At 49.3% G+C, this 19,700-nt stretch carries 18 protein-coding genes; 3 read left to right on the top strand and 15 right to left on the bottom strand.

The features are described 5' to 3' along the window. Positions 1–6: 6 nt before the first annotated feature. The 11 genes from ASG93_RS05350 to ASG93_RS05300 form a co-directional block, all read right to left on the bottom strand. Positions 7–963, bottom strand: a complete 957-nt coding sequence (locus tag ASG93_RS05350; protein WP_056829602.1) for a DMT family transporter — start codon at positions 961–963, stop codon at positions 7–9. Further along, positions 960–2,723, bottom strand: coding sequence for a UbiD family decarboxylase (locus ASG93_RS05345; RefSeq protein WP_056829600.1), 1,764 nt, complete (start codon positions 2,721–2,723; stop codon positions 960–962). The genes ASG93_RS05350 and ASG93_RS05345 overlap by 4 nt, the downstream gene beginning before the upstream one ends. 129 nt (positions 2,724–2,852) lie before the next feature. Further along, the gene (locus ASG93_RS05340) at positions 2,853–3,755 is read right to left on the bottom strand and encodes a COX15/CtaA family protein (protein WP_056829598.1); all 903 of its coding nucleotides are present in this window, start codon (positions 3,753–3,755) and stop codon (positions 2,853–2,855) included. Between the two features lie 281 nt (positions 3,756–4,036). Beyond that, positions 4,037–4,381 (bottom strand): thioredoxin family protein, encoded by a 345-nt coding sequence (locus ASG93_RS05335; RefSeq protein WP_056829597.1) that lies wholly within the window; start codon positions 4,379–4,381, stop codon positions 4,037–4,039. A gap of 364 nt (positions 4,382–4,745) precedes the next feature. Continuing rightward, positions 4,746–5,483 carry a tyrosine-protein phosphatase gene (locus ASG93_RS05330; protein ID WP_056829595.1) on the bottom strand — a complete coding sequence of 246 codons (738 nt, stop codon included), beginning with the start codon at positions 5,481–5,483 and terminating at the stop codon, positions 4,746–4,748. 48 nt (positions 5,484–5,531) lie between these two features. Then, positions 5,532–6,230: a GntR family transcriptional regulator gene (locus tag ASG93_RS05325; RefSeq protein WP_056829593.1), complete on the bottom strand. Its 699-nt coding sequence runs from the start codon at positions 6,228–6,230 to the stop codon at positions 5,532–5,534. After that, positions 6,230–7,060 (bottom strand): carbohydrate ABC transporter permease, encoded by an 831-nt coding sequence (locus ASG93_RS05320; protein ID WP_056829591.1) that lies wholly within the window; start codon positions 7,058–7,060, stop codon positions 6,230–6,232. Before ASG93_RS05320 ends, ASG93_RS05325 begins: the two co-directional genes overlap by 1 nt. Positions 7,061–7,072: 12 nt before the next feature. Then, a complete protein-coding gene (locus ASG93_RS05315; RefSeq protein ID WP_056829589.1) occupies positions 7,073–8,029 on the bottom strand; it encodes a carbohydrate ABC transporter permease in 957 nt (318 codons plus the stop codon). Between the two features lie 76 nt (positions 8,030–8,105). Then, positions 8,106–9,428 carry an ABC transporter substrate-binding protein gene (locus tag ASG93_RS05310; protein WP_056829587.1) on the bottom strand — a complete coding sequence of 441 codons (1,323 nt, stop codon included), beginning with the start codon at positions 9,426–9,428 and terminating at the stop codon, positions 8,106–8,108. 26 nt (positions 9,429–9,454) lie between these two features. Then, a complete protein-coding gene (locus ASG93_RS05305) occupies positions 9,455–10,279 on the bottom strand; it encodes a metallophosphoesterase family protein (RefSeq protein ID WP_056829585.1) in 825 nt (274 codons plus the stop codon). A 6-nt stretch (positions 10,280–10,285) separates the two neighbouring features. Beyond that, positions 10,286–11,239 carry a metallophosphoesterase family protein gene (locus ASG93_RS05300; protein WP_414858841.1) on the bottom strand — a complete coding sequence of 318 codons (954 nt, stop codon included), beginning with the start codon at positions 11,237–11,239 and terminating at the stop codon, positions 10,286–10,288. An 846-nt stretch (positions 11,240–12,085) separates the two neighbouring features. Here ASG93_RS05300 and ASG93_RS05295 point away from each other — a divergent pair. The 3 genes from ASG93_RS05295 to ASG93_RS05285 all read left to right on the top strand — a co-directional run bounded on the left by ASG93_RS05295 (position 12,086) and on the right by ASG93_RS05285 (position 14,678). Then, a complete protein-coding gene (locus ASG93_RS05295) occupies positions 12,086–12,925 on the top strand; it encodes an SPFH domain-containing protein (RefSeq protein ID WP_056829581.1) in 840 nt (279 codons plus the stop codon). An 11-nt stretch (positions 12,926–12,936) separates the two neighbouring features. Next, positions 12,937–13,128, top strand: coding sequence for a hypothetical protein (locus ASG93_RS05290; RefSeq protein WP_056829579.1), 192 nt, complete (start codon positions 12,937–12,939; stop codon positions 13,126–13,128). A gap of 248 nt (positions 13,129–13,376) precedes the next feature. Continuing rightward, positions 13,377–14,678: a DUF2515 family protein gene (locus ASG93_RS05285; protein ID WP_056829577.1), complete on the top strand. Its 1,302-nt coding sequence runs from the start codon at positions 13,377–13,379 to the stop codon at positions 14,676–14,678. Positions 14,679–14,694: 16 nt separating this feature from the next. Here ASG93_RS05285 and ASG93_RS05280 read toward each other — a convergent pair whose 3' ends face one another. Genes ASG93_RS05280 through asnB form a run of 4 tightly spaced genes read right to left on the bottom strand, consistent with a single transcriptional unit; the run spans position 14,695 to position 19,570 of the window. After that, positions 14,695–16,368 (bottom strand): polysaccharide biosynthesis protein, encoded by a 1,674-nt coding sequence (locus ASG93_RS05280; RefSeq protein WP_056829576.1) that lies wholly within the window; start codon positions 16,366–16,368, stop codon positions 14,695–14,697. Between the two features lie 33 nt (positions 16,369–16,401). Further along, positions 16,402–16,881, bottom strand: coding sequence for a DUF456 domain-containing protein (locus tag ASG93_RS05275; RefSeq protein ID WP_056829574.1), 480 nt, complete (start codon positions 16,879–16,881; stop codon positions 16,402–16,404). 43 nt (positions 16,882–16,924) lie between these two features. After that, positions 16,925–17,659: a Cof-type HAD-IIB family hydrolase gene (locus ASG93_RS05270; RefSeq protein ID WP_056829573.1), complete on the bottom strand. Its 735-nt coding sequence runs from the start codon at positions 17,657–17,659 to the stop codon at positions 16,925–16,927. A 36-nt stretch (positions 17,660–17,695) separates the two neighbouring features. Then, the gene (gene asnB / locus ASG93_RS05265) at positions 17,696–19,570 is read right to left on the bottom strand and encodes an asparagine synthase (glutamine-hydrolyzing) (protein WP_056829570.1); all 1,875 of its coding nucleotides are present in this window, start codon (positions 19,568–19,570) and stop codon (positions 17,696–17,698) included. Between the last annotated feature and the right edge of the window lie 130 nt (positions 19,571–19,700).

Below are 19,700 nucleotides of genomic sequence, written 5' to 3'. Positions count from 1 at the left end.
GTTCGGTTATAGACTTGCTGCTGGATCGCTTAGCTGAGTCTGTTTCACCTTCTGTGAACGATCCCGTTGTACCAAATACATAGCTACCAAAACCCCAACACCACCCATACATTGATACAGAGAAATAGACTCGTGCAAAAAGATGTAGCCTGCAATCGCGGCTGTTACAGGAAGTAAGTATCCATAAGCGGAGGATTTGAACGGCCCTAGCTTCGCTAAGCTCCAGTTGTGTATTGAAAATCCTAAGGCAGTAGCCAACAAGGAAGTGTAAATTAAGCTGATCCAGCCTGTCGAAGAGATGGCCGCATAATAGGCGGCGTCTGCACGCCAGAGCACGAAGGGCAGCAGCGAAAGCGCCCCCGCTGTCATTTCGAGCGAAATCAACAGCGGCAGCGGATAGCGCAGTACAAGTCGATTCATACCGATGAGATAAATGGCTCCCATAACACTGCGCATCAGTAATAGAATATCCCCACGGAACGTTTCTCCTCCAAGATGGAATCCATCAACCCCGCCTGAGACAATGACGATTACACTGCATAGTGCTAATGGAATGCCTATTAGGATGCGCCATGTGAGCCTCACTTGACCGGCTATTAAAGCGAAAAGAACGGTTATGACAGGCATGAAGCCGCGCCCTAATACAGCGCCATTCGCGGAGTTAGAAAACTGCAAGGCATACTGCAGAAGGGCTTCCATGCCAATAGCATTGAGAATGCCTAATCCACATATTAGGAGAAGATCTCTACCAGCCATCTGTATCTTCAGCGAACGCGATCGATAATAAAAGTAAGTATAGACCCACAGCATCGGAATCATACTCGCGAAGCGTAACCCGTTAAAAACGAGGGCGTCCCACTCTCTTCCCCCAATCTTTAGAGAAGCTAAATTAATGCCCCAAAGGATATACACCAGAACAAACCCTGCATGTGGATAAAAGGAACGGAACCGATCCGCATTCATGCGAAATATTCCTTCCAGCGGCGATCCACGAGTTCCACGATATCTTCCCGCGGGAACAGCTCATCTGGGTATCCCGGTTTCATACGAGCATCAATGACAATCGGAACCTCGTAAGCGATGTGATGACGATTCACGCTGGACTGCGCGTACATGTCACTTGCCGGATTGAAACGAGTGAATACGGTCCATAAGAACTTGGTTTGGTCGTGCGCGATGCCGTTAGCGTCATCCACTAAGATGACTAGCGGCCATTCGGTTAAGCGGCTGGCTGCATTCGCCAGCAGACGCTGTGGCAGCTCCGGCTCCGCCTCGTAAGATGCCCCTGAGACAAGCAGACATCCGCCGCAGTAAACGGCGATATCGTGAATCTCGGGCAGCTCTCCGGCGGTGTAGGCTCTTGGCAGCTCGCGTACAGGGTCGCCTGTACCGAGAAGGACTGCTTTGCTTCCGTGATTAAGCTGGCCACCAGTATAATCAAGCGTATCATGCGATGTTTTGTTGAAAATGAATAGGTCACGACCCGGGTCAAAACGCTCCAGCACCGTTTCAAGCAGCTCTGTGAAGTTGGCTAAGACCGTCGGCTTGTCCGTGACGATCAAGAACTTGGTGAGTGACAGCTGACCCTCGCCTAAGATGCGGAATGCCGTGCCAAGCGCCTCACGGCTATAGCTCTCGCGGACGACGGCAGCTGCGAGCGGGTGGAACCCGGTCTCTGCATACGTCCAGAGGTCTTTAACCCCCGGCATCGCCATCGGAAACGCGGGCTCGAGCAGTCTTTGCAGGAATTCGCCAAGGAAGTAATCCTCTTGGCGCGGTTTACCCACGATCGTCGCCGGGTAGATCGCGTCTTTGCGGTGCCATACATGATTCACGTTGAAAACCGGGAAATCATGTATGAGTGAGTAATACCCGAAGTGGTCGCCGAACGGCCCTTCGGCACGTCTCGTATGCGGCGGTACGGAGCCGCATATCGCGAACTCCGCCTCGGCCACGAGGCGGTGCCCCCCATGGGGGTTCTCCACCATGGGGAGCTTCTGGCCGAGGATGAGCGAAGCGAGCATCAGCTCGGGCAGGTGCTCGGGCACCGGCGCAATCGCCGAGGCGATGAGCGCAGGCGGGCCGCCCAGGAACACCGTAACGGGCAGCGGCTTGTTGCGTTTCTCGGCTTCGTGGTAATGGAAGCCGCCGCCTTTATGTATTTGCCAGTGCATCCCGGTAGTGAAGTCATCATAAACCTGCATGCGGTACATGCCGAGGTTATGATGACCGCCGTCCGGATGCTCGGTGTAGACGAGCGGCAGCGTGACGAACGGGCCGCCGTCATCTTGCCAGCTCGTCAGGACAGGCAGTCCTGCGAGTGGGTTATCCTGCTTCAAGCCGCCGAGAATCGGCGCTTGGTGCTGCTGTACTTTCTTCGTTCCAACCTTCAGCAGATCCATAATGAGGGCACGTTCGCCCCAGAGTGCTTGCGGTGTTGGAGGCATTAACGTGCTTGTAGCGTTAATAACCGCTTTCATGAATTGTTCCGGTTTTGGACCAAAGGCAAGATCAACACGTCGTGTTGTCCCGAACAGATTCGAGACGACAGGGAATGAACTTCCTTTGACATTCGTGAACAGCAAGGCTGGACCTTGCTCATCGATGACTCTGCGATGAATCTCGGCAAGTTCTAGATTCGGGTCTACGGGAGCAGAGATTTCAATCAGTTGATTTTCGCGGCGCAAAATGTCTAGAAAAACTCGTAGATTCGTTGGTACCATGTAATGTCTGTTCCACCTTTAACTGTGAGATTGTAGATGAGTATCAGTAAGTAAAAAGGAAATAGCCTTCCGCGTCAGAAGGCCTCCTCTTCCGCAAAAGCTGCTCAGCCGTGCTTCTAAGGAGCTCGCCTAGTAAGCTTTGCGGTCATATAGCGTAAGTACGCATAGATAACATAAGAATCCAAACATGCAAGAAACAATAACCGCGTGAATCATGCCGGTAAATAAATAAGCGACTTCATTCCCCATTGACCAGGTCACAACGGCTCCGCTAATCACTTGAAGAGACACTAAAATTAGCGCCCATTTGCTGCCAAACCTCAGCTTGTCTGAGTCATGATAATAGCGTTTGGCTTGTAAGTAAAGAAACAAAATACATATAAAAAGCAGCAATGCTGCTACACGGTGGGTAAAGACAATACCCGTTGCCCCGCTGAGTTCAGGGACTACTTCCCCATTGCATAAAGGCCAGCCCGAACATCCACCTGATGAAACGGTGTGACGAACGAATGCACCCAGATAAACAACGACATAGCTGTAAATCGTCGTGATCCATACAAGGGCTTTAAAGCTGCTCCGAATGGCCGTATCACGTTGGAATTGCCCCCATGGTGTAAAAACAATGGCTAATAGCAATGAAAAAGCAAAGGCCAATAAAGATAAACCAAAATGCAGTGCCAACACGAGTGAGGATTGCGGCCAAACGACAGCCATAGCTCCCATTGCTGCTTGAATTAGCGTCATCAATACCGTAGCAGAGATGAAAAATTTGGCATCTCTACGTTTTACATAACGAAATACAAGGATGAATGTAGCAACCAGAATTAACGTCACAATGCCGACAACCAATCGATGGCTGTACTCAATGAATGATGAAATCGTATGTGCCGGGACGAATTTCCCATGACACAGGGGCCACTCATCTCCGCACCCTCTACCTGCGTCAGCCTTCGTAACTAAGGCACCCATTGCAAGAATAAGAAACATGCCGATGGCCGAAAGATTCGCTAATCTTTGAATCAATTTTTGCATGATTGCACCTACTTTTATGTCGTGACTTCTGTTAATCATGTCGAATGATGTTGTTCCGCTCTCAATTATAGCTTTATTAAGTAGGCAAATCCATTCGCAATTGTTACAAAGCTCCGAAACCACGCGGAAGGCCGCCCAGAAGTTCATAAGACATTCAATGTTTCAACTTTTGGATCAATCCTAGATATATACTTGGGTTAAAAAAATCTCTCTTCTGTAAAATAGGGTCAAATTTGGCCCCATTTTACAGAAGAGAGATTTTTGAGCTTACGATTTTGTGCTTATGATTTTAAAGCATCAGATACTTCGATTGCACGGCCCAGGAACTCTTCAATTTCTTCTCGCGTTTTGCGTAGTTTACTGACGAAACGAACCAACTCTTGGCCTCCACGGAAAGCGATAAAGCTTGGTATGCCAAGGATGTTCAACTGTTCACAAAGATCAGATACTTCGTCGCGGTCTAGCTCGATGAAAGTGATACGCCCAGCATAAGCTTGTTCCACTGCCGGCATGAAGGGTTCGATATAGTGGCAGTCTTTGCACCAACTTGCTTTGAATACAGCAATGGTCAACGTGGGCTGCGAGATTTGTTCTTGAAAAGCTTGTTCATTGGATACTTTATTCATGACGAGCACCTCACTGCTTAGAATTTATTAACTTATAGCACGTCCTATGATTTGTGTCAAGATTAGAGTTTTTGATGCAGGAAAATAAAGTTTGTTAATGATAACTCAATATTTCCGCGGCTTATTTGATTTCGTTATAAATGAAATTGCCTAGGGTAAGTTTATTACTGAGGAACACATTTGAGCACTAGTGTCGATAAATCTGGAAAATAAAGTTTGTTAGTTCTCTTTGCATCTTTTTACCATAAAACATTAACGCGGTGTCGTGTTAAAATAAATAGGTGTATGAAAGGCTGCCGAAATTCGACAGCCTTACAGTGTGCCTAACTATTATCATGCCCGGGCAACTACCGGGTATTGTACTTTAGCCGATCAAGCGTGCCTTGAGCGCTTGAAGCTGCACCTCGGTAATCCCGATGCCGCGCAAATAATGCTCGGCGTTCGTATATTTCTCCGCGAGGTGCCCAAGCATCTTCACCATATTGGCAGGGTCGCAGCCGATAAAATGCTCATACATCTCAGCAGGCATTCCTTCCGGACGATCGCGGCGCAGCTCTTCCATAAGCGGCGTCAAACAGACGGCCGTCAAGCTGTAGTCCTCGAGGATCGTCTCTTGAGACACGCCGGCCAGCTCCAGCAAGAGCGCAGAAACAACGCCGGTTCTGTCCTTGCCGGCCGTGCAGTGATAGAGCACCGCTGAGTCACTGCTCTCCGCCAGTATGGCGAAAATTTGCTGCAATTCGGCTTGCGAGCTTTCCAGCAAGCTGACATACAGGTCACCTAGGCTGTACACCTGGCTGTTTGCCAACTTCGTCGGATTCATAAGGGAGATGTGGTGATAGCTGACACGCTCGTCTTCTGCAAATACGTTCTTCTTCTCTTCCACTTCTTTGGCATGCCGCAGATCAATAACGTTGACAATGCCTCTGCCCGTCAAATCTGTGCGGCTTTCCTCCGAGAGCCGGTGCAAGCCGTCCGCACGATAGAACGTTCCCCAGTTCGTTGTTCTGCCGTCCTTCGTGGCGTAACCGCCTAGATCACGTACATTATAGGCGCCTTCAACCGAAAGAACGCGCTCACCTGCCTTGACGATTGGATTCATCTCGTATAACCACCATTTCTGTAGTAGGATAATGGACTGACTACCATTCTAAATGTATAAAGACTGAAACTGCTGGCGCATCTGCTCAATTAATTCATGGACGATCCGCTTAGCCTCGTCGATATCTCCGGACGAAAGCGCCTGATAGATGCGTTTATTGAAATGCCCCGCTTGCTGCGGCTTCGGCAGCGTGTGGACATGCAGCTTTCGGTACGAAATAATTTTGAACATATACTTGCCTTTAATTTTTTCGAGAATTTGCAGCATGCTCGCATTCTTTATCAGAAGCAGCATGGTTTCAATGAAAAGAAGCCCGCTTTCATAATAGGTACGGTAGTCGTCTTCTTCCGAAGCGCGCAACTGCCGCATGAGATGGTATTCCAACTCAGGCAGATCGAAGCTGAGCTTCCGAATCGCCGCGATATCAAGGCTGTACAACTGCATAGAAGCTAGTAACTCAAACATGTCGTGAAACTCCCGAAACGAGATCTCTTTTACGAAAACACCCCGTCCCCGGATCGATTCCACGAATCCTTCGGTCTCCAGCAAGGAAATCGCCGCCCGAATCGGCGTACGGCTCATGCCGAGATGCTCGGCCATCTCATTTTCCGATAGCAGCGTGCCCGGCAGAAAGTGCCCATTGATAATATTCTCGCGAATTTGTTGATAGGCTAATTTTTCAAGTGAAGGCTTAGCCAAGCCCAATAGGTTTGATGCATCCCGTGCATCGGGTAGAAATGAGTTCATTAACGCAAGCCGCCTTTTATGAAAGAATCGATAATATGTCGCTGCAATGCCAGGTAAATCACAAGAATTGGTAAGCTAGCCATGGTGGTTGCCGCCATCATCGGGCCCCATTGATTGGCTTCCGTTGACATGAAGGATTGCAGACCGATCTGCAGAGTTGAAAATTGCGGTTTATTCGTCACGAGCAGTGGCCAGAAATAATCGTTCCACGCTGAGATGAACAGCAGCACGCCGGTTGAGGCGATCGTCGCCTTCAAATTGGGAAATAACGTGCGCCACAGCACACTCCAATCGGAAGCGCCGTCCAGGCGGGCCGCTTCGATCAGCGTTTTGGGAAACGTTTTAAAAGCATGATACATCTGCAGTACGGCGAAGGCCGAGACAATGTTCGGGATGATGAGACCCAGCAAATGGTTGCGCAGCCCCCAGCCGCTGATGACAACATAGTTTGGAATCATGATTACCTGAAACGGCACCAGCCATGTCAAGGAAATGAGTGCAAATACGATCGTCTGCCCGCGGAATTGCCAGCGGGTAAATGCATAGGCGGCCAGCACGCTCGTTAGCAGTTGTGTAGCGGTTTGTACGACGGCTACAGTCAGCGAATTCGCCATCATGCGTGCCATCGGGATCGCTTTCCAGGCATAGATGTAATTGTCGAAGGTCCAGTGCTTCGGCAGCAGCGAGGTGGAATAAATATCGCCGGCCGTTTTGAACGATGTATTCAGCATCCAGTAGAACGGAAAGACAGCCAGCAGGCTCAGCGCAATAAGCGGAATATGCTTGCCGGTCAGCGCTTTGCGGGAAACGGTCAGAGACGCTTTCTTCACTTCGGTTCCTCCTTAGTTATCGTAGAACGACAGCTTGTTCGACAGCTTCATAAAACCAAGCGCGATCAGGCTCGAACCGAGTACGACAACGACCGCCGCCGCCGAGCTCGATCCGACGGAGAACGTCTTGAAGCCGTACGTCCACAGCAGGTAGTAAATATTAGTCGTGGAATTCATCGGGCCGCCTTGCGTCAAGACATTGATGTACGAGAAGCTCCATTCGGCAGCGAACAGCGTGCTAAGCATCGCCATGAACATAATCGTTGGCGACAGCAGCGGCAGCAGCACGTGCCAAATAATTTGCCATCGCCCTGCGCGGTCTATCCTTGCCGCTTCGATGTATTCCTTGTTAAGCCCGGATAGCGCAGCCGAGAAAATTAAGGTGCTGAAGCCGATCAGTTTCCAACCGGTAATAAAGGTGACCGACCAGATCGCCCAGTGCGAATCGGAAAAGAAACGAATCGGGTCCTGCACGAGGTGCAACGCCATCAGCATCTTATTGATCAAGCCGCCCATCGGGTTCATCAGCCAGCTCCAGATCGCAGATACGGCGACCGGCGCCATAATCATCGGCACAAAAACAAGCGCTCGATAAAGGGTACGCGACCTCTTGCCGATGTTATCCGTAGCAATCGCAATCGCCAGAGGGATAACAAGCGCGAAAGGGATGACGCCTACCGTATAAATCAGCGTGTTGAGCAGAGCTTGGCTCATATCCGGTAGTTGAAACAGAAGCCGGTAATTTTTCAGCCCCATCCAGACTTGCGGCGAGGTCGGCAGCATGTTCCACTCATAGAAGCTGAGGCGAACCGTTTGCAGCAGCGGACGGTAGACCCAGAAGCCAATCGACAGGATGGCCGGCAGCAGGTAGAGCCACGGCATGGTCCAGCGCAGCGAGCGCTTTCGGCGAACCCGCTGAACGGGTTTGGACCGCTCTTTCAGCGCAATTCCCGCTAAAGAATTATTCATATGTTCTTTGCTCCTTTCTCAAGCTGGAAAAGGGATGGAGCCGCTTCGCGAAGCGGCTCTGCATCTCCCTTCACGGCTATTGAATCAGCGTTTGCGCACGCTTCTGCGCATCCTGCATGATTTGCGTAATATCACCAGTTGTTTGAAGTGATTTCTGCACGGCGTCCAAGAAAGTGGACTCAACCTGGCTGAATTTAGCGCCAGGGTACGCCACCCAAGGCTGCAGACGCGTAAGCTGCTCCAGGTTCGGCTTTACGAGCGGATTTTGCGTAACCCAATCCTTTAAATATTTGGCATCATCAACAATAGCTGGACGCAGCGGCAGATAGCCCATTTTAGTCGTGATAATCGTATAACCGCGTTCGCTGGTTGCAAATTTAACGAATTCCCAGGATGCCTTCTGCTTCGCCTTATCGTCCGACAAAATAAACAGGGCACTGCCGGAATTTACCGGCGTCGTCGGCTTACTGCCAAAGGACGGCATCGCTGCGTTTTTCAGCTCCCAGCCTCCTGCTTTCGCCGCGGCGATAAAGCCGCTCTGCAGCGCACTGGTCGTAAGCAGCATGCCGAGCTTCCCTTCACTGAACGATTGCGTTACTTCGCCGTCATTCAATTTATCGTGGGCGCCGCTCTGAATAAGATCCTGCCACATTTTAATCGCGCCTACAGCTTCCGGCTCGCCGAACTGAATCGTTTTGCGGTCATTGGAGAGTACCTTGCCGCCGTTGCTGCCAACCAGCGCTTGTGCGACCCAGTCTGCGCCTGCCATGCCCTGAATATGAACGCCCGCAGCTTTTGACTTAGATGTGATTTGCAAAGCAGCTTGCTTAACCTCGTCCCATGTCTTTGGCGGTTGGTTCGGATCGAGCCCCGCTTCCTGGAAAATTTTCACGTTATAGAACAGAACCGGAGTGCTGAACGTGTACGGCATGCCGTACGTTTTGCCTTTCAGCTGTCCGAGCTTCAGACCGTTCGGTGAGAAGCCTTCGAAGTTCTTCTTGAGCTCATCGGCAGGCACAACATCTTCAAGCGCCTTCGCACCGTAGTTTTGCACGGCATAGTCCAGCCCGTCAAAGACGAGCTGCGCGACGTCCGGGCGCGAGCCCGCGGCAATATCGGCCTGCACTTTGGTGTTAATTTCGTTCGAGGCAATCGCGATCGGATCGATCTTAATGTCAGGGTGAGCCGCTTCGAATTCAGAGATCAGCTGCAGCACGCCTTCTTTCTGGCTCGCAATCGCCAGGTTGTAGCTGTAGAACGTAATTTTCGTTGGTTGACCTGAGGCCTTCTCCGATCCGGCATTGGCCGAACCGGTCGTCTCCTGATTCGCGGTCCCGCAGGCCGCTGTCGTCAGCATCGCCAGTGTTACCATACCGGCTAATTTTATTTTTCTAGACATGATTGTTTCTCCCTCTCTTCGATTAATTAACTGTGAGCGGCTTGCAGTTTCTTCAAGTCGTACTCGGCGAGCACGCGCTGCTCGCCCGGCATCGTCATCGGCTGGACGATCATATGTCTGTTTTTCACGAGGACGTAGTTAAAGCCGGAACGCTCCAGCATCCGCATGCAGCCTTCTGCCATTGGATCCAGACCGAAGGCGGATCCGTCCGCCGAAGCGCAAGGTATGCCATTTAGTACGCCGATATTGTGAAAGTGAATATGGCCCGACAGCAAGCCGATCACATCGCTGCCCTCAATTGCCGCCGCAAGCTCCTGCGGGTTCTGCAGCAGATGGCTGTCCATCATCGCGGTCGGCGTCAGCACAACCGGGTGATGGTGCACGAGGATCGTGCCGATTGGCGCCGGTTCGGCAAGCAATTGCTTCAACCAAGCCAGCTGATCAGCGTCCACAAACCCGTAATGACTGCCCGGTACCTGCGTATTCAGGACGACCACGCGAAGTCCGCCGCTCATAAAGCTGTAGTAATACGAAGCGTCCGAGGGTTCCTCTTCCAGATATCCTTCGCGAAATGCTTCACGGGTATCGTGGTTACCGAGCGCTACATGAATCGGTACGCCAAGCGCACGCGCTTCCGTTTCCAGGAAGTTTTTCAGATAACGATAATCTTCCGTATCGCCGTCATGCGTTAAATCCCCGCTGATGACGACAAACGCCGGCTTCACCTCCAGCTTGCCGATGTCTGCAAAAATGCTGTGGAGCTTGTCTGCCATGTTGAGTCCGAAAAGCGGCTGCTTGTCAGCCTTATTAATATGAATGTCGGTAATATGTAAGAAGAAAACGGATTCCATGATTATCTACTCCTTTGTGTGTTTGGCTGTATTTGGCGGGTATCCCGCTATGTCTTGTACGCTGTCCAGATGAACGACGCGGTACGTCGGAACGCCTGCTCGCATCGTAACCCACAGCAGCAAGTTGGCATTGGCACCAACCTCCTCTTCCCCGTGCGGTAGTCCGCCAGTGCGGCCCAATTGAATCAGCTCACGGTTCCCCTCGCGGGTATATTCCATCTCATGCAGATGCCCCGCAAATATCGTGTACGGGCGGTCGGCCAGCATTTGTTCTAATCGACAGAACTCTTCGCTGCCTGTTTTCCAGCCCGGCTTATGCATATTGATAAACGTCCAAGATACATCATGATGCTCTTTGAGCACATCTTCGATAAACGCAAATTGCTCTTCGCCGATCGTCATCTTGATCTGCGACATGCCTTGCAGTTGCTCCGGCGTGAGCGCCTCGCCGAACGCTTTCAAATACGTTTTCGCCCCCGCTGGGTCGCGCTTGATTTGCTCCGTTACGGTTTTGATGACATCTACGAACGCTTCAGGCAGCTCATCCGGCGTATGTTCAGTATTGATTGTGATGTACAGGGCATCGCCAGCTCGAAAAGCGTAGTAATCCATTCCCTTGCGCTCACTCCACACATCCGCCATCACGGTGTTGCCGTAGTCATGATTGCCGACAGTTGGGAAAAACGGCAGGCCCGTCGCCTGAACCTTTGCATCCAACTCATCCCATTCCTCATGCGCAGGCCCTGAACTCGCCCAGTAACCTTCAATCAAATCGCCGACCGCCAGAACAAACGACGGCTTCAAGTCCTTGAGCAGCTCAAGCGCTTTTTCAAATACGCCCTCTGTAGCCATGCCACAGCGGTCGCCCACGACGGCAAATGAGTAATCGCCGGTTAATTGTTCCGGCAGCCGGCCGAACCATGGCCGTTTGCTTGTAATAAAACGGGGATCCTCCAACATTGCGCACTGCGATTCGATAGGTAGTTTGGTTTGCATGGTCTGCTCCTTTTTCTCCAATATGGGATTGCTGACAAGATCTATTATGTAGGTTGTATGTAAGCTGAATATCAATCGAATGATAAGAAATTGTTGAGATCAGTAAAGGCGCTTGAGTGCGTATTAGCTGGGTTTTTGCCCGACTTTATAGGTTTTGCAGCGATTTGATCGCAGATTGAATTTTCAAAGATTAACAGAACGTTTACACACTCGAAATATTCCAAAAACAATTCCGCCCTAACGCTACTGACTGAAGTATTGCACCAAATCCTTAACAAAAGACAGGAGACTTCCAATGAAAAAATGGTTAGCGGTACAAGCAGCGACGGTCATGCTGGGCATGACTATGATTCAGACGGCAGGAGAATGGAACGAAGCTCATACAGCAGCAGCTCAGCCCCGTATCCGCTAGAGCGGAGCGGCTGACGGACGGCACGATCAAGTTGAGCTGCAGCTTGGCGCAGCGCAGAACGGTGATGTGCGCATTACCTGGAGCAGCAGTTCGCCGTACAATTTTGATAAAGGATATAATGTCCTGGCTCTAGGAGTCAAAGAAAGCTCCATCGCCGTGAAAGATCTGAATCCGGCAGGCCGCACGTATTTCCTGACCCCTTAAACGCGAAAAAGTGGATGTTCACAAAAGTAAACATCCACTAACGAACTCTATTTTCCACTAACGATCTTTATTTTCCTTGGACTTCAAGATTAGAAAATAACATCACTTTGGAAGGAGTGGATTTACATTAAAAGTAAAAAGTGATATCATATGAATATCAAAAAGATATAATTTTTGAAAGGGTGTGTGCAAGAATGAAAGAAACGAATGCTTGGTCGTTGAACGGTTTTCTCGGTTTATTGTTATTTATTATCGGCGGTGGAATTGGCGTTTTCCTTCTTACGCAAGAACGAATTATGCCGGGTATCATCCTTATTATTCTGGGGCTAATATTCGTCTCAACGATCACTGCTGTTAATCCGAATGAAGCTTCTGTCATCACCTTCTTCGGCAGCTACTTGGGTACAATTCGGAAGAGCGGCCTATGGTTAATTGTCCCTTTTTCAACCAGAAAGAAAATTTCATTGCGCGTGCGCAATTTTAACAGTGTGAAACTCAAAGTAAACGATATTGAAGGAAATCCTATCGAGATCGCGGCCGTTATCGTGTTCAAAGTAGTCGATACCTACAAGGCCCTCTTTGATGTGGATAGCTACGAAAAGTTCGTTGAAATCCAAAGTGAAACGGCTCTGCGTCATGTCGCCAGCAAATATCCTTATGACCGTTTTGAAAGCGAAGGCTACTCACTTAGGGGCAATGCGGATGAAGTTGCCGCTGAGCTCAGCCTTGAACTGCAGCAGCGTCTGTCTGTAGCAGGTGTAGAGGTCATCGAGTCCCGCCTGACGCATCTTGCTTATTCGACTGAAATTGCAAGTAGCATGCTTCAACGCCAACAGGCTTCTGCTATTTTATCCGCTCGCCAAATTATTGTTGATGGCGCTGTCGGTATGGTTCAGTTGGCTATCGCTCGTTTGGAATCCGAAGGTCTTCACTTGGATGAAGAGAGGAAAGCGGCCATGATTAACAATCTCCTTGTTGCGATTGTATCGGACCGCTCAGCGAGTCCGGTCATTAATACCGGTTCGTTGTACTAACGGGACCGACTATGGCTCCTAAGAAAAATTTCCCGCTCCGACTTGATCCTAAGCTGTACGAGGCTTTGGAGCGTTGGGCGGAGGATGAATTCCGCAGTGTTAACGGTCATATCGAGTATTTGCTGCGCGAAGCGCTTCATCGAACCGGACGTTTGATTAAACCTGGAACAGAACAAGCCACTTCCGAAAAGACGGATGAGTGAGTAATATGACCTTGCGATTAATTATCGCAAGGTTTTTCTATTTATAAGTTTCTAAGTATCGACTGAGTGGCTTTAGGAATTCGGTTGCTTATCCAATTGTTGTACGCTGTACAACTAACCTTTCTAATTCCTCTAGGTAATAACAGATTGGAAGCCATAGCCATATTTGGCCCTGTTCCCACATACCTGTAAGTGAATAAGCAAACACTAGAGGCAAGGATTCGGTGAAGGTTGGGAGGTAATTGGTGTTGGGAGGAACAGTCAAACCAAGTGGTAAGAACAGGAAAGGTGTTCTAAGCAAAATGAGAGGACTGCCGAACGCAGTCGCACAGCTGTTCAAACAGCAAGCATCGGTGCTTTTGGATTCCTCTGCTAAACTAGTTGACCCTTTGGAGGCAATTCCTGTCACGACAGCATTCGTAGAACGGCTGGAAAAGGGGTTAAAACATCAAGTAGATCTGCTTCAAAGCGGTGTCGTCTGCTCTCCTCTCACCACAGACGAAAACGCGATTGTGCATCGAATCAAGGAACGAACCCAGCGGGAAAACAGAAATAATGTGACACGAACTAACGCGTATTGGTTATGCTACCAGGATCACCCGGAGCTTCACTGGGCACTGCTTGCCCATATGGTTTCCCGGAACGGGGGTTGGTGCATGACCGATCTTCGCGGGGAGCTGCTGCCGCATTTGATAAACAATGAATTAGCCCAGCATCTATTTGCTTTTCTGGAACGAGCGAACGGTCTTATTTTTCAAGATGCTTATCCTCAGCTGCTGCTCTACCACGAAAGCAAGAAACGAAAGATGAGTTTGTTTCATCTCCTTCCGCATATGGACATCTCGTCCTGGATGGTCCCTGTTTGGAACGACTTCTGGACGAATCAAGAATCGGCCGCGCTTACCATTGCACTTATTGTTAATGAGCAAAACTACATCGAAAAACGAATCGTAAAGAATAAACAATTTCAGCAAAACGTATTGAATACGCCTTTATTCAAAACACAAGCCTGGCTGCAATTGAATCAAATCGGGTTTCCCTTTTTTCACGCTTCCAGCGAAACCCAAGCACCTCCGCCGCATCTGGCTGGACTTATACTTGAGAATTTCGCTAACTTAACAGAACGTATCGAATTCGGAAAAAGCTTGTATGCGATACTTTTCGGAGCACCGGAAGTACTACAAGGTGTGCTTCGATTTGCGGCCGCAACTCCACACACTGGATCACGTTCTGATTACTGGCCTCACCTGTTTGCCCAAATAAGAAAAACCCCTCCCGATATGAAATATCAGGAGAGGCTGGATGGCTGCGCCCTTAAGAAAGAGACACAGCCGTTTTATAGTCCTAAGCTTACATCGGTATGGCCTGACAGGAGCTTGGCCCCTGTAGAGCCCGGTGACTGGTTCAACAATGTGAAGGAGCCACTGGTGCATATGCGCTCCATTCCTGTACCGATTCCTTATGATTTAACGAAAGAAGTGTACTTTGGTTTAAGCAAGATTGAGTTAGGCATAGTAGCAGCCCAAGCGATTAAGAAAGTGATTCGGTGACTCAGCTTGGCTACGGCTAAGAACGTTTGATAAGTCGACTTGCTTTGCCGATAAGCTTTTGCACTGGCGATGGGAAGTTTTTCACATCGTCCTTCGTTACAACGCGTGTTACCATCAGCATCAATGGATACAAGGCAGCCGTGAAGCCACAAACAAGTACAGCATTTATTCCTTCATTTAGTCGATACCAGCGAGTTGGATGCACATACGTATGTGTAAGCCATTCTGCCCCTAGACCGAGGATGACGATGACAATGATAGAAAACAGTAATCCGATGAACCGACGTCCGAGGATCGTAAACTCGACTTCTTGACGAAGCGAGCGTAAATTGAGCCAAGACATAACAATAAAACAAAGACCCGTTGAGCCGATGATTCCATAGATGCCAAACCACTGTGCAAGTATGAAGCTACCTGCTAGCTTGACCGCAATACCAGCAGCAACGTGCGTCATCAGCGGTTTCATCCGGCCCATGCCCATTAGGACAGCGCCCGATGTTTGCATCACAATTTGAAACATAGCACCTAAGGTGAGGAGTGAAATCATATAAGGTCCGTGACTCATGCCAAATGCGGTATCCTCATGCCCGAACATGAAGAAGTCTAATGGACGGGCAGCAATGGCGATTACCAGTACGGCCGGCAACCCGGAAAGAATCGAGAGTTGAAGCACCCTTGTTGTCTGGTGGCCAACCTGTTTCAGATCTTTACGTGAGTAGGCCGCTGAGATGATGGGAACGACGGATTGACTAAGCGCGATGGCCAAAATAATGGGAATCCCCGCTAAGGACTGGGCACGTCCTCCTATAATACCAACAAGACCAAGTGCTTCGCTTCTGCCAATAGTCCCTTCTAAGAGCGGTATGATGATCGAAGTATCGATTGCATATACAAGTGTAACCGTTACTGAGAAAATAACGATCGGAATCGACAGCTTCAGTAAGCTGCGATAGATTTCACTATAACGAACTGGTGTATGTGATTGTGGCGATTGGGTGCTTCCCGCAGCTATCTGTTCGGCCGTTATGTTTGACTGCACATCTCTACGCTTAAGCTTGAAGGCATAGTAAAGCATAACGGCAAGTGCCGCTATCCCTCCCATAACTCCTCCAAAAGATGCACCCGCAACTCCCCAACCTAAGCTAATGTTCAATAAAATAAATGCAAGTCCAATTGAGGTTACGAGTCTGAATACTTGTTCCACAACCTGTGAAATCCCGTTAGGCATCATGTTTTGTCTGCCTTGGAAATACCCCCGCATAATGGCAATAAGCGGAAAGAACAGCATGGCTGGCGCAATAGCGCGGGTAGCTAGTGTGGCATCCGGTCCACCATGTGAGATCTGTTCGGCATAGATCGGAGCAAAGACATACAGAATCGCCGTCATCACAACTCCTGCAACGATTGCAAACCATATGGCCGCGTGATAAATCCGCTGTGCTTCTGCTGGTCTTCCTATCGCATATTTCTCCGAGACCATTTTACTTAGAGCGCTTGGGATACCGGCTGTTGCCACAACAAGCAAGATCGAATATAGATTAAAAGCTATGGAATAACTGCCCATTCCTTCCTCATGAAGCAAATGCACCAGCGGAATTCGCTGAAAAACGCCGAGAAACCGCGCTATTAGCGCGGCCACGGTGAGAATGAGCGTCCCTTTTACTAGAGAATCTTTGGTTTCCTTCGTCAAGTCCGTTCCTACTCTCTTACAATATTCATTCCATTAAAAGACCCAGATAAAAAAGATAATAATCATCGCCAGCTGCAGCGCAATTTTCACTGCACTGCTTGCAAAGAAACCAAGTACAAAGCCGACACCGGCACTTATCGCCTTTTTCCACGACGTACCAATGATGATTTCACCAATCACTGCGCCTAAGAAGGGGCCAATGATTAAACCGAAAGCTGGAATAACAAAAGGTCCAATGATAAGACCAATTGTACTACCAATGATAGCCGCCTTAGAGCCTCCAAACTTCTTTACCCCAAGCGCACCTACTGCGTAATCAGCCACCATAATGATAATAACAATCAAGGATTGAATAAGCCAAAACCAGAATCCGAACGGCTCAAAGCTGATCAACCAACCATAGATGAAAAAAGCTCCATAAATTGCTAACACACCAGGCAGCACCGGATAAACCGCACCGATCATGCCCACTACAAATAAAAGGATAACTAATGTCCAGCCTAAGGTGATCATAGATCGCATCTCCTCCAATCCAAGCGGTTTATCACTTCTACTCCTACAGCATATAAGTGCGAATCACTTTAGCAATGGCATGTTCATTGTTGGTCACGGTCGTAATATCCGCAATACGCTTCACTTCATCCTGTGCATTGCCCATAGCTACACCAAGACCTACTTCACGAATCATCGCGATGTCGTTCTCACTATCCCCCATTGCAATGACTTCGGACATGCTAATGCCTAGAAGCTGACATACCGTCTCCACGCCGCTCGCCTTACTAATGCCTAATGGATTAAGTTCAATATTAGATGGATGGGAATTCGTTATTTCAAGTGTTCCCCATCCCTCCACGATCTCCCGGATTTGCTGCAGTTTCTCCATATTTTCGGTGAAATAACCGAATTTTAGCCACTCTTGGCTGTCAAAGTCCATGGCTTCGCTCTCGCGATTGAACACACCTTCAACAGAATAAGCCCACCACCAACAATCATACGTTTGAGCCAAACTATGCAAATTGCGTACCGTCTCAGCAGGAAGCAGGGTCCGCTTAAGTAATTTAGACGGAGACTCCCATACTTCACTACCATTTACCACGACAAGCGGTGAGGTTAGTTCAAGCTCCTGAATATAAGGCATAGCGCTTGCAGCTCCGCGTCCTGTAGACATAATAACAATCTTCCCCGCTTTAGTCGCTTCCTGAATCGCTTCTCGGTTTTCAACTGATATTTTTTTGTCATCGTCCAGCAAGGTGCCATCCATATCGAGGGCAAGTAATTTATAAGATCCCACGGTTTCCCATCCCCTGTCTCTACGTCATTAGTAGACCTAGTAAGCAGCGAGCACTTTCTTAGGCAGTTCTTCCATGAATGTCACATGCCAGAGGGCAAATATATAGATAGTCCATATGCGGCGAGCAAAATCGCCCTGATTATTACGATGCTTATGCAGCATGCGCTCGACAGCGTTGATGTTAATATAATCTTCAATCCCGCTGGACTTAATTTGCTCCAGGACCATATCGCCCATCGAACCTTTCATCCAATCGCGCAATGGCACTGGGAAGCCCAGCTTCGGACGGTTCAGGATCGGATCAGGGATGATACCTTCCATGGCCTTGCGGAAAATGTACTTCGTCGTTCCATTCGCGATTCGGTACTTTGCCGGAATGCGTCGTGCCACTTCGAACAGCTCCTTATCTAGGAAAGGAACACGCAGCTCGAGTGAGTGTGCCATCGTCATCTTGTCAGCCTTCATCAGAATATCGCCAGGCATCCATAGATTCATGTCGATATACTGCATCCGGCTCACTGGATCAAGATGCTTCGTCTTGCTGTAATAATCGCCAGCAATTTGCACGGGATTCTTATAGGCGCGCAGCATCTCATTATCAAGACGCAGCACCTCCGCTTTCATATCCTCGGAGAAAATTTTGGCGTTGCCGAGGAAACGCTCCTCAAGCGGTGTCGTGCCGCGCAGCAAATAGTTGCGGCCCTTCATACTGCTTGGCAGCATCCGGGCAAAGCGGTTCAGCATGCGTTTCAAGGGTGGCGGCAGCTGGTCAATCGGTCGCAAGGATTGCGGCTCGCGATAAATGCGGTAGCCGCCGAAAAGCTCGTCCGCGCCTTCGCCGGACAGCACAACCGTCACCTGCTCGCGCGCAAGCTTCGCCACGTGATAAAGAGCAATGGCCGAAGGATCGGCGACAGGCTCGTCCTGGTGCCAGATCGCCTTCGGCATCGTGCCGAAGAAATCATCCTGCGTGATGATTTTGTCGTAATGCTCTGTGCCGAGTGTCGCAGCCGTTTGGGCGGCAATCGGCGTTTCATTGTTGGCGCCTTCGAAGCCAACGGAGAACGTGCGGATCGGTTCGATATTCCGCATATGTGTAGCAATCGCCGTCGAGTCAATCCCGCTCGACAAGAAACAGCCGCGATCCACATCACTAACCATGTGGAGCTTGACCGAATCCTTCAATGTTTCCCGAATTTGCTCCACATAATAGTCAAACGGACGATCCTCCGGCTCAAACATGGGATCCCAATACTTATGTATCGACATTTCTCCGTCAAACGTTATTTTGACCGTATGCCCTGGGGGAAGCTTGTGTATGCCATGGAACATGGTATTAGGTTCTGGCACATATTGAAAGGTCAGATAGTTCAGCAAGCTGTCCGTGTGGATCAACCGGTTCATGCCGTCCGCAGCCAGCAAGCTCTTAATTTCGGAGCCGAACAAGAACTGGCGGTCATTGAAATGATAGTAAAACGGCTTAATGCCGAAGTGGTCTCTCGCTCCGAACAGCTGCTTCTTTTTCTTGTCCCAAATAACGAAGCCAAACATGCCGCGCATGTATTTGACGCATTCCTCTCCATACTCCTCATAGAGGTGAACGATAACCTCCGTATCACTTTGCGTGCGGAATTGATGCCCACGCTCCTGCAGCATACTGCGTAAAGCCTTATAGTTATAAATCTCCCCGTTGAAAATGATCCATACGGAATCATCCTCGTTAGCCAATGGCTGATGCCCTTCTTTTAGATCAATAACGGACAAACGGCGAAAGCCGAGTCCAATCCGATTATCCGTCCAAAAACCGGAATCGTTCGGACCCCGATGAACAATAACATCTGTCATTTGCTGCAACATTGCAGTGGTTGGTTCTCTATCTTCAAAATACATTACTCCCGTAATACCACACATGGTGAAACTCACTCCTCCGTACCATTCATCAATCTTTCTCTTCGACAACCGATATATAAGTATACCATATCTGTCCGTCATTCTGGAAATGCGATGAAAGTACGTGAAAGCGCTGTATCCTATAGAAAAA

This window comes from Paenibacillus sp. Soil787, from assembly GCF_001429545.1.
Taxonomy (GTDB): domain Bacteria; phylum Bacillota; class Bacilli; order Paenibacillales; family NBRC-103111; genus Paenibacillus_E.
The sequence above is the reverse complement of the archived record's forward strand: the minus strand, read 5'-3'. Positions and strand labels throughout refer to the sequence as shown.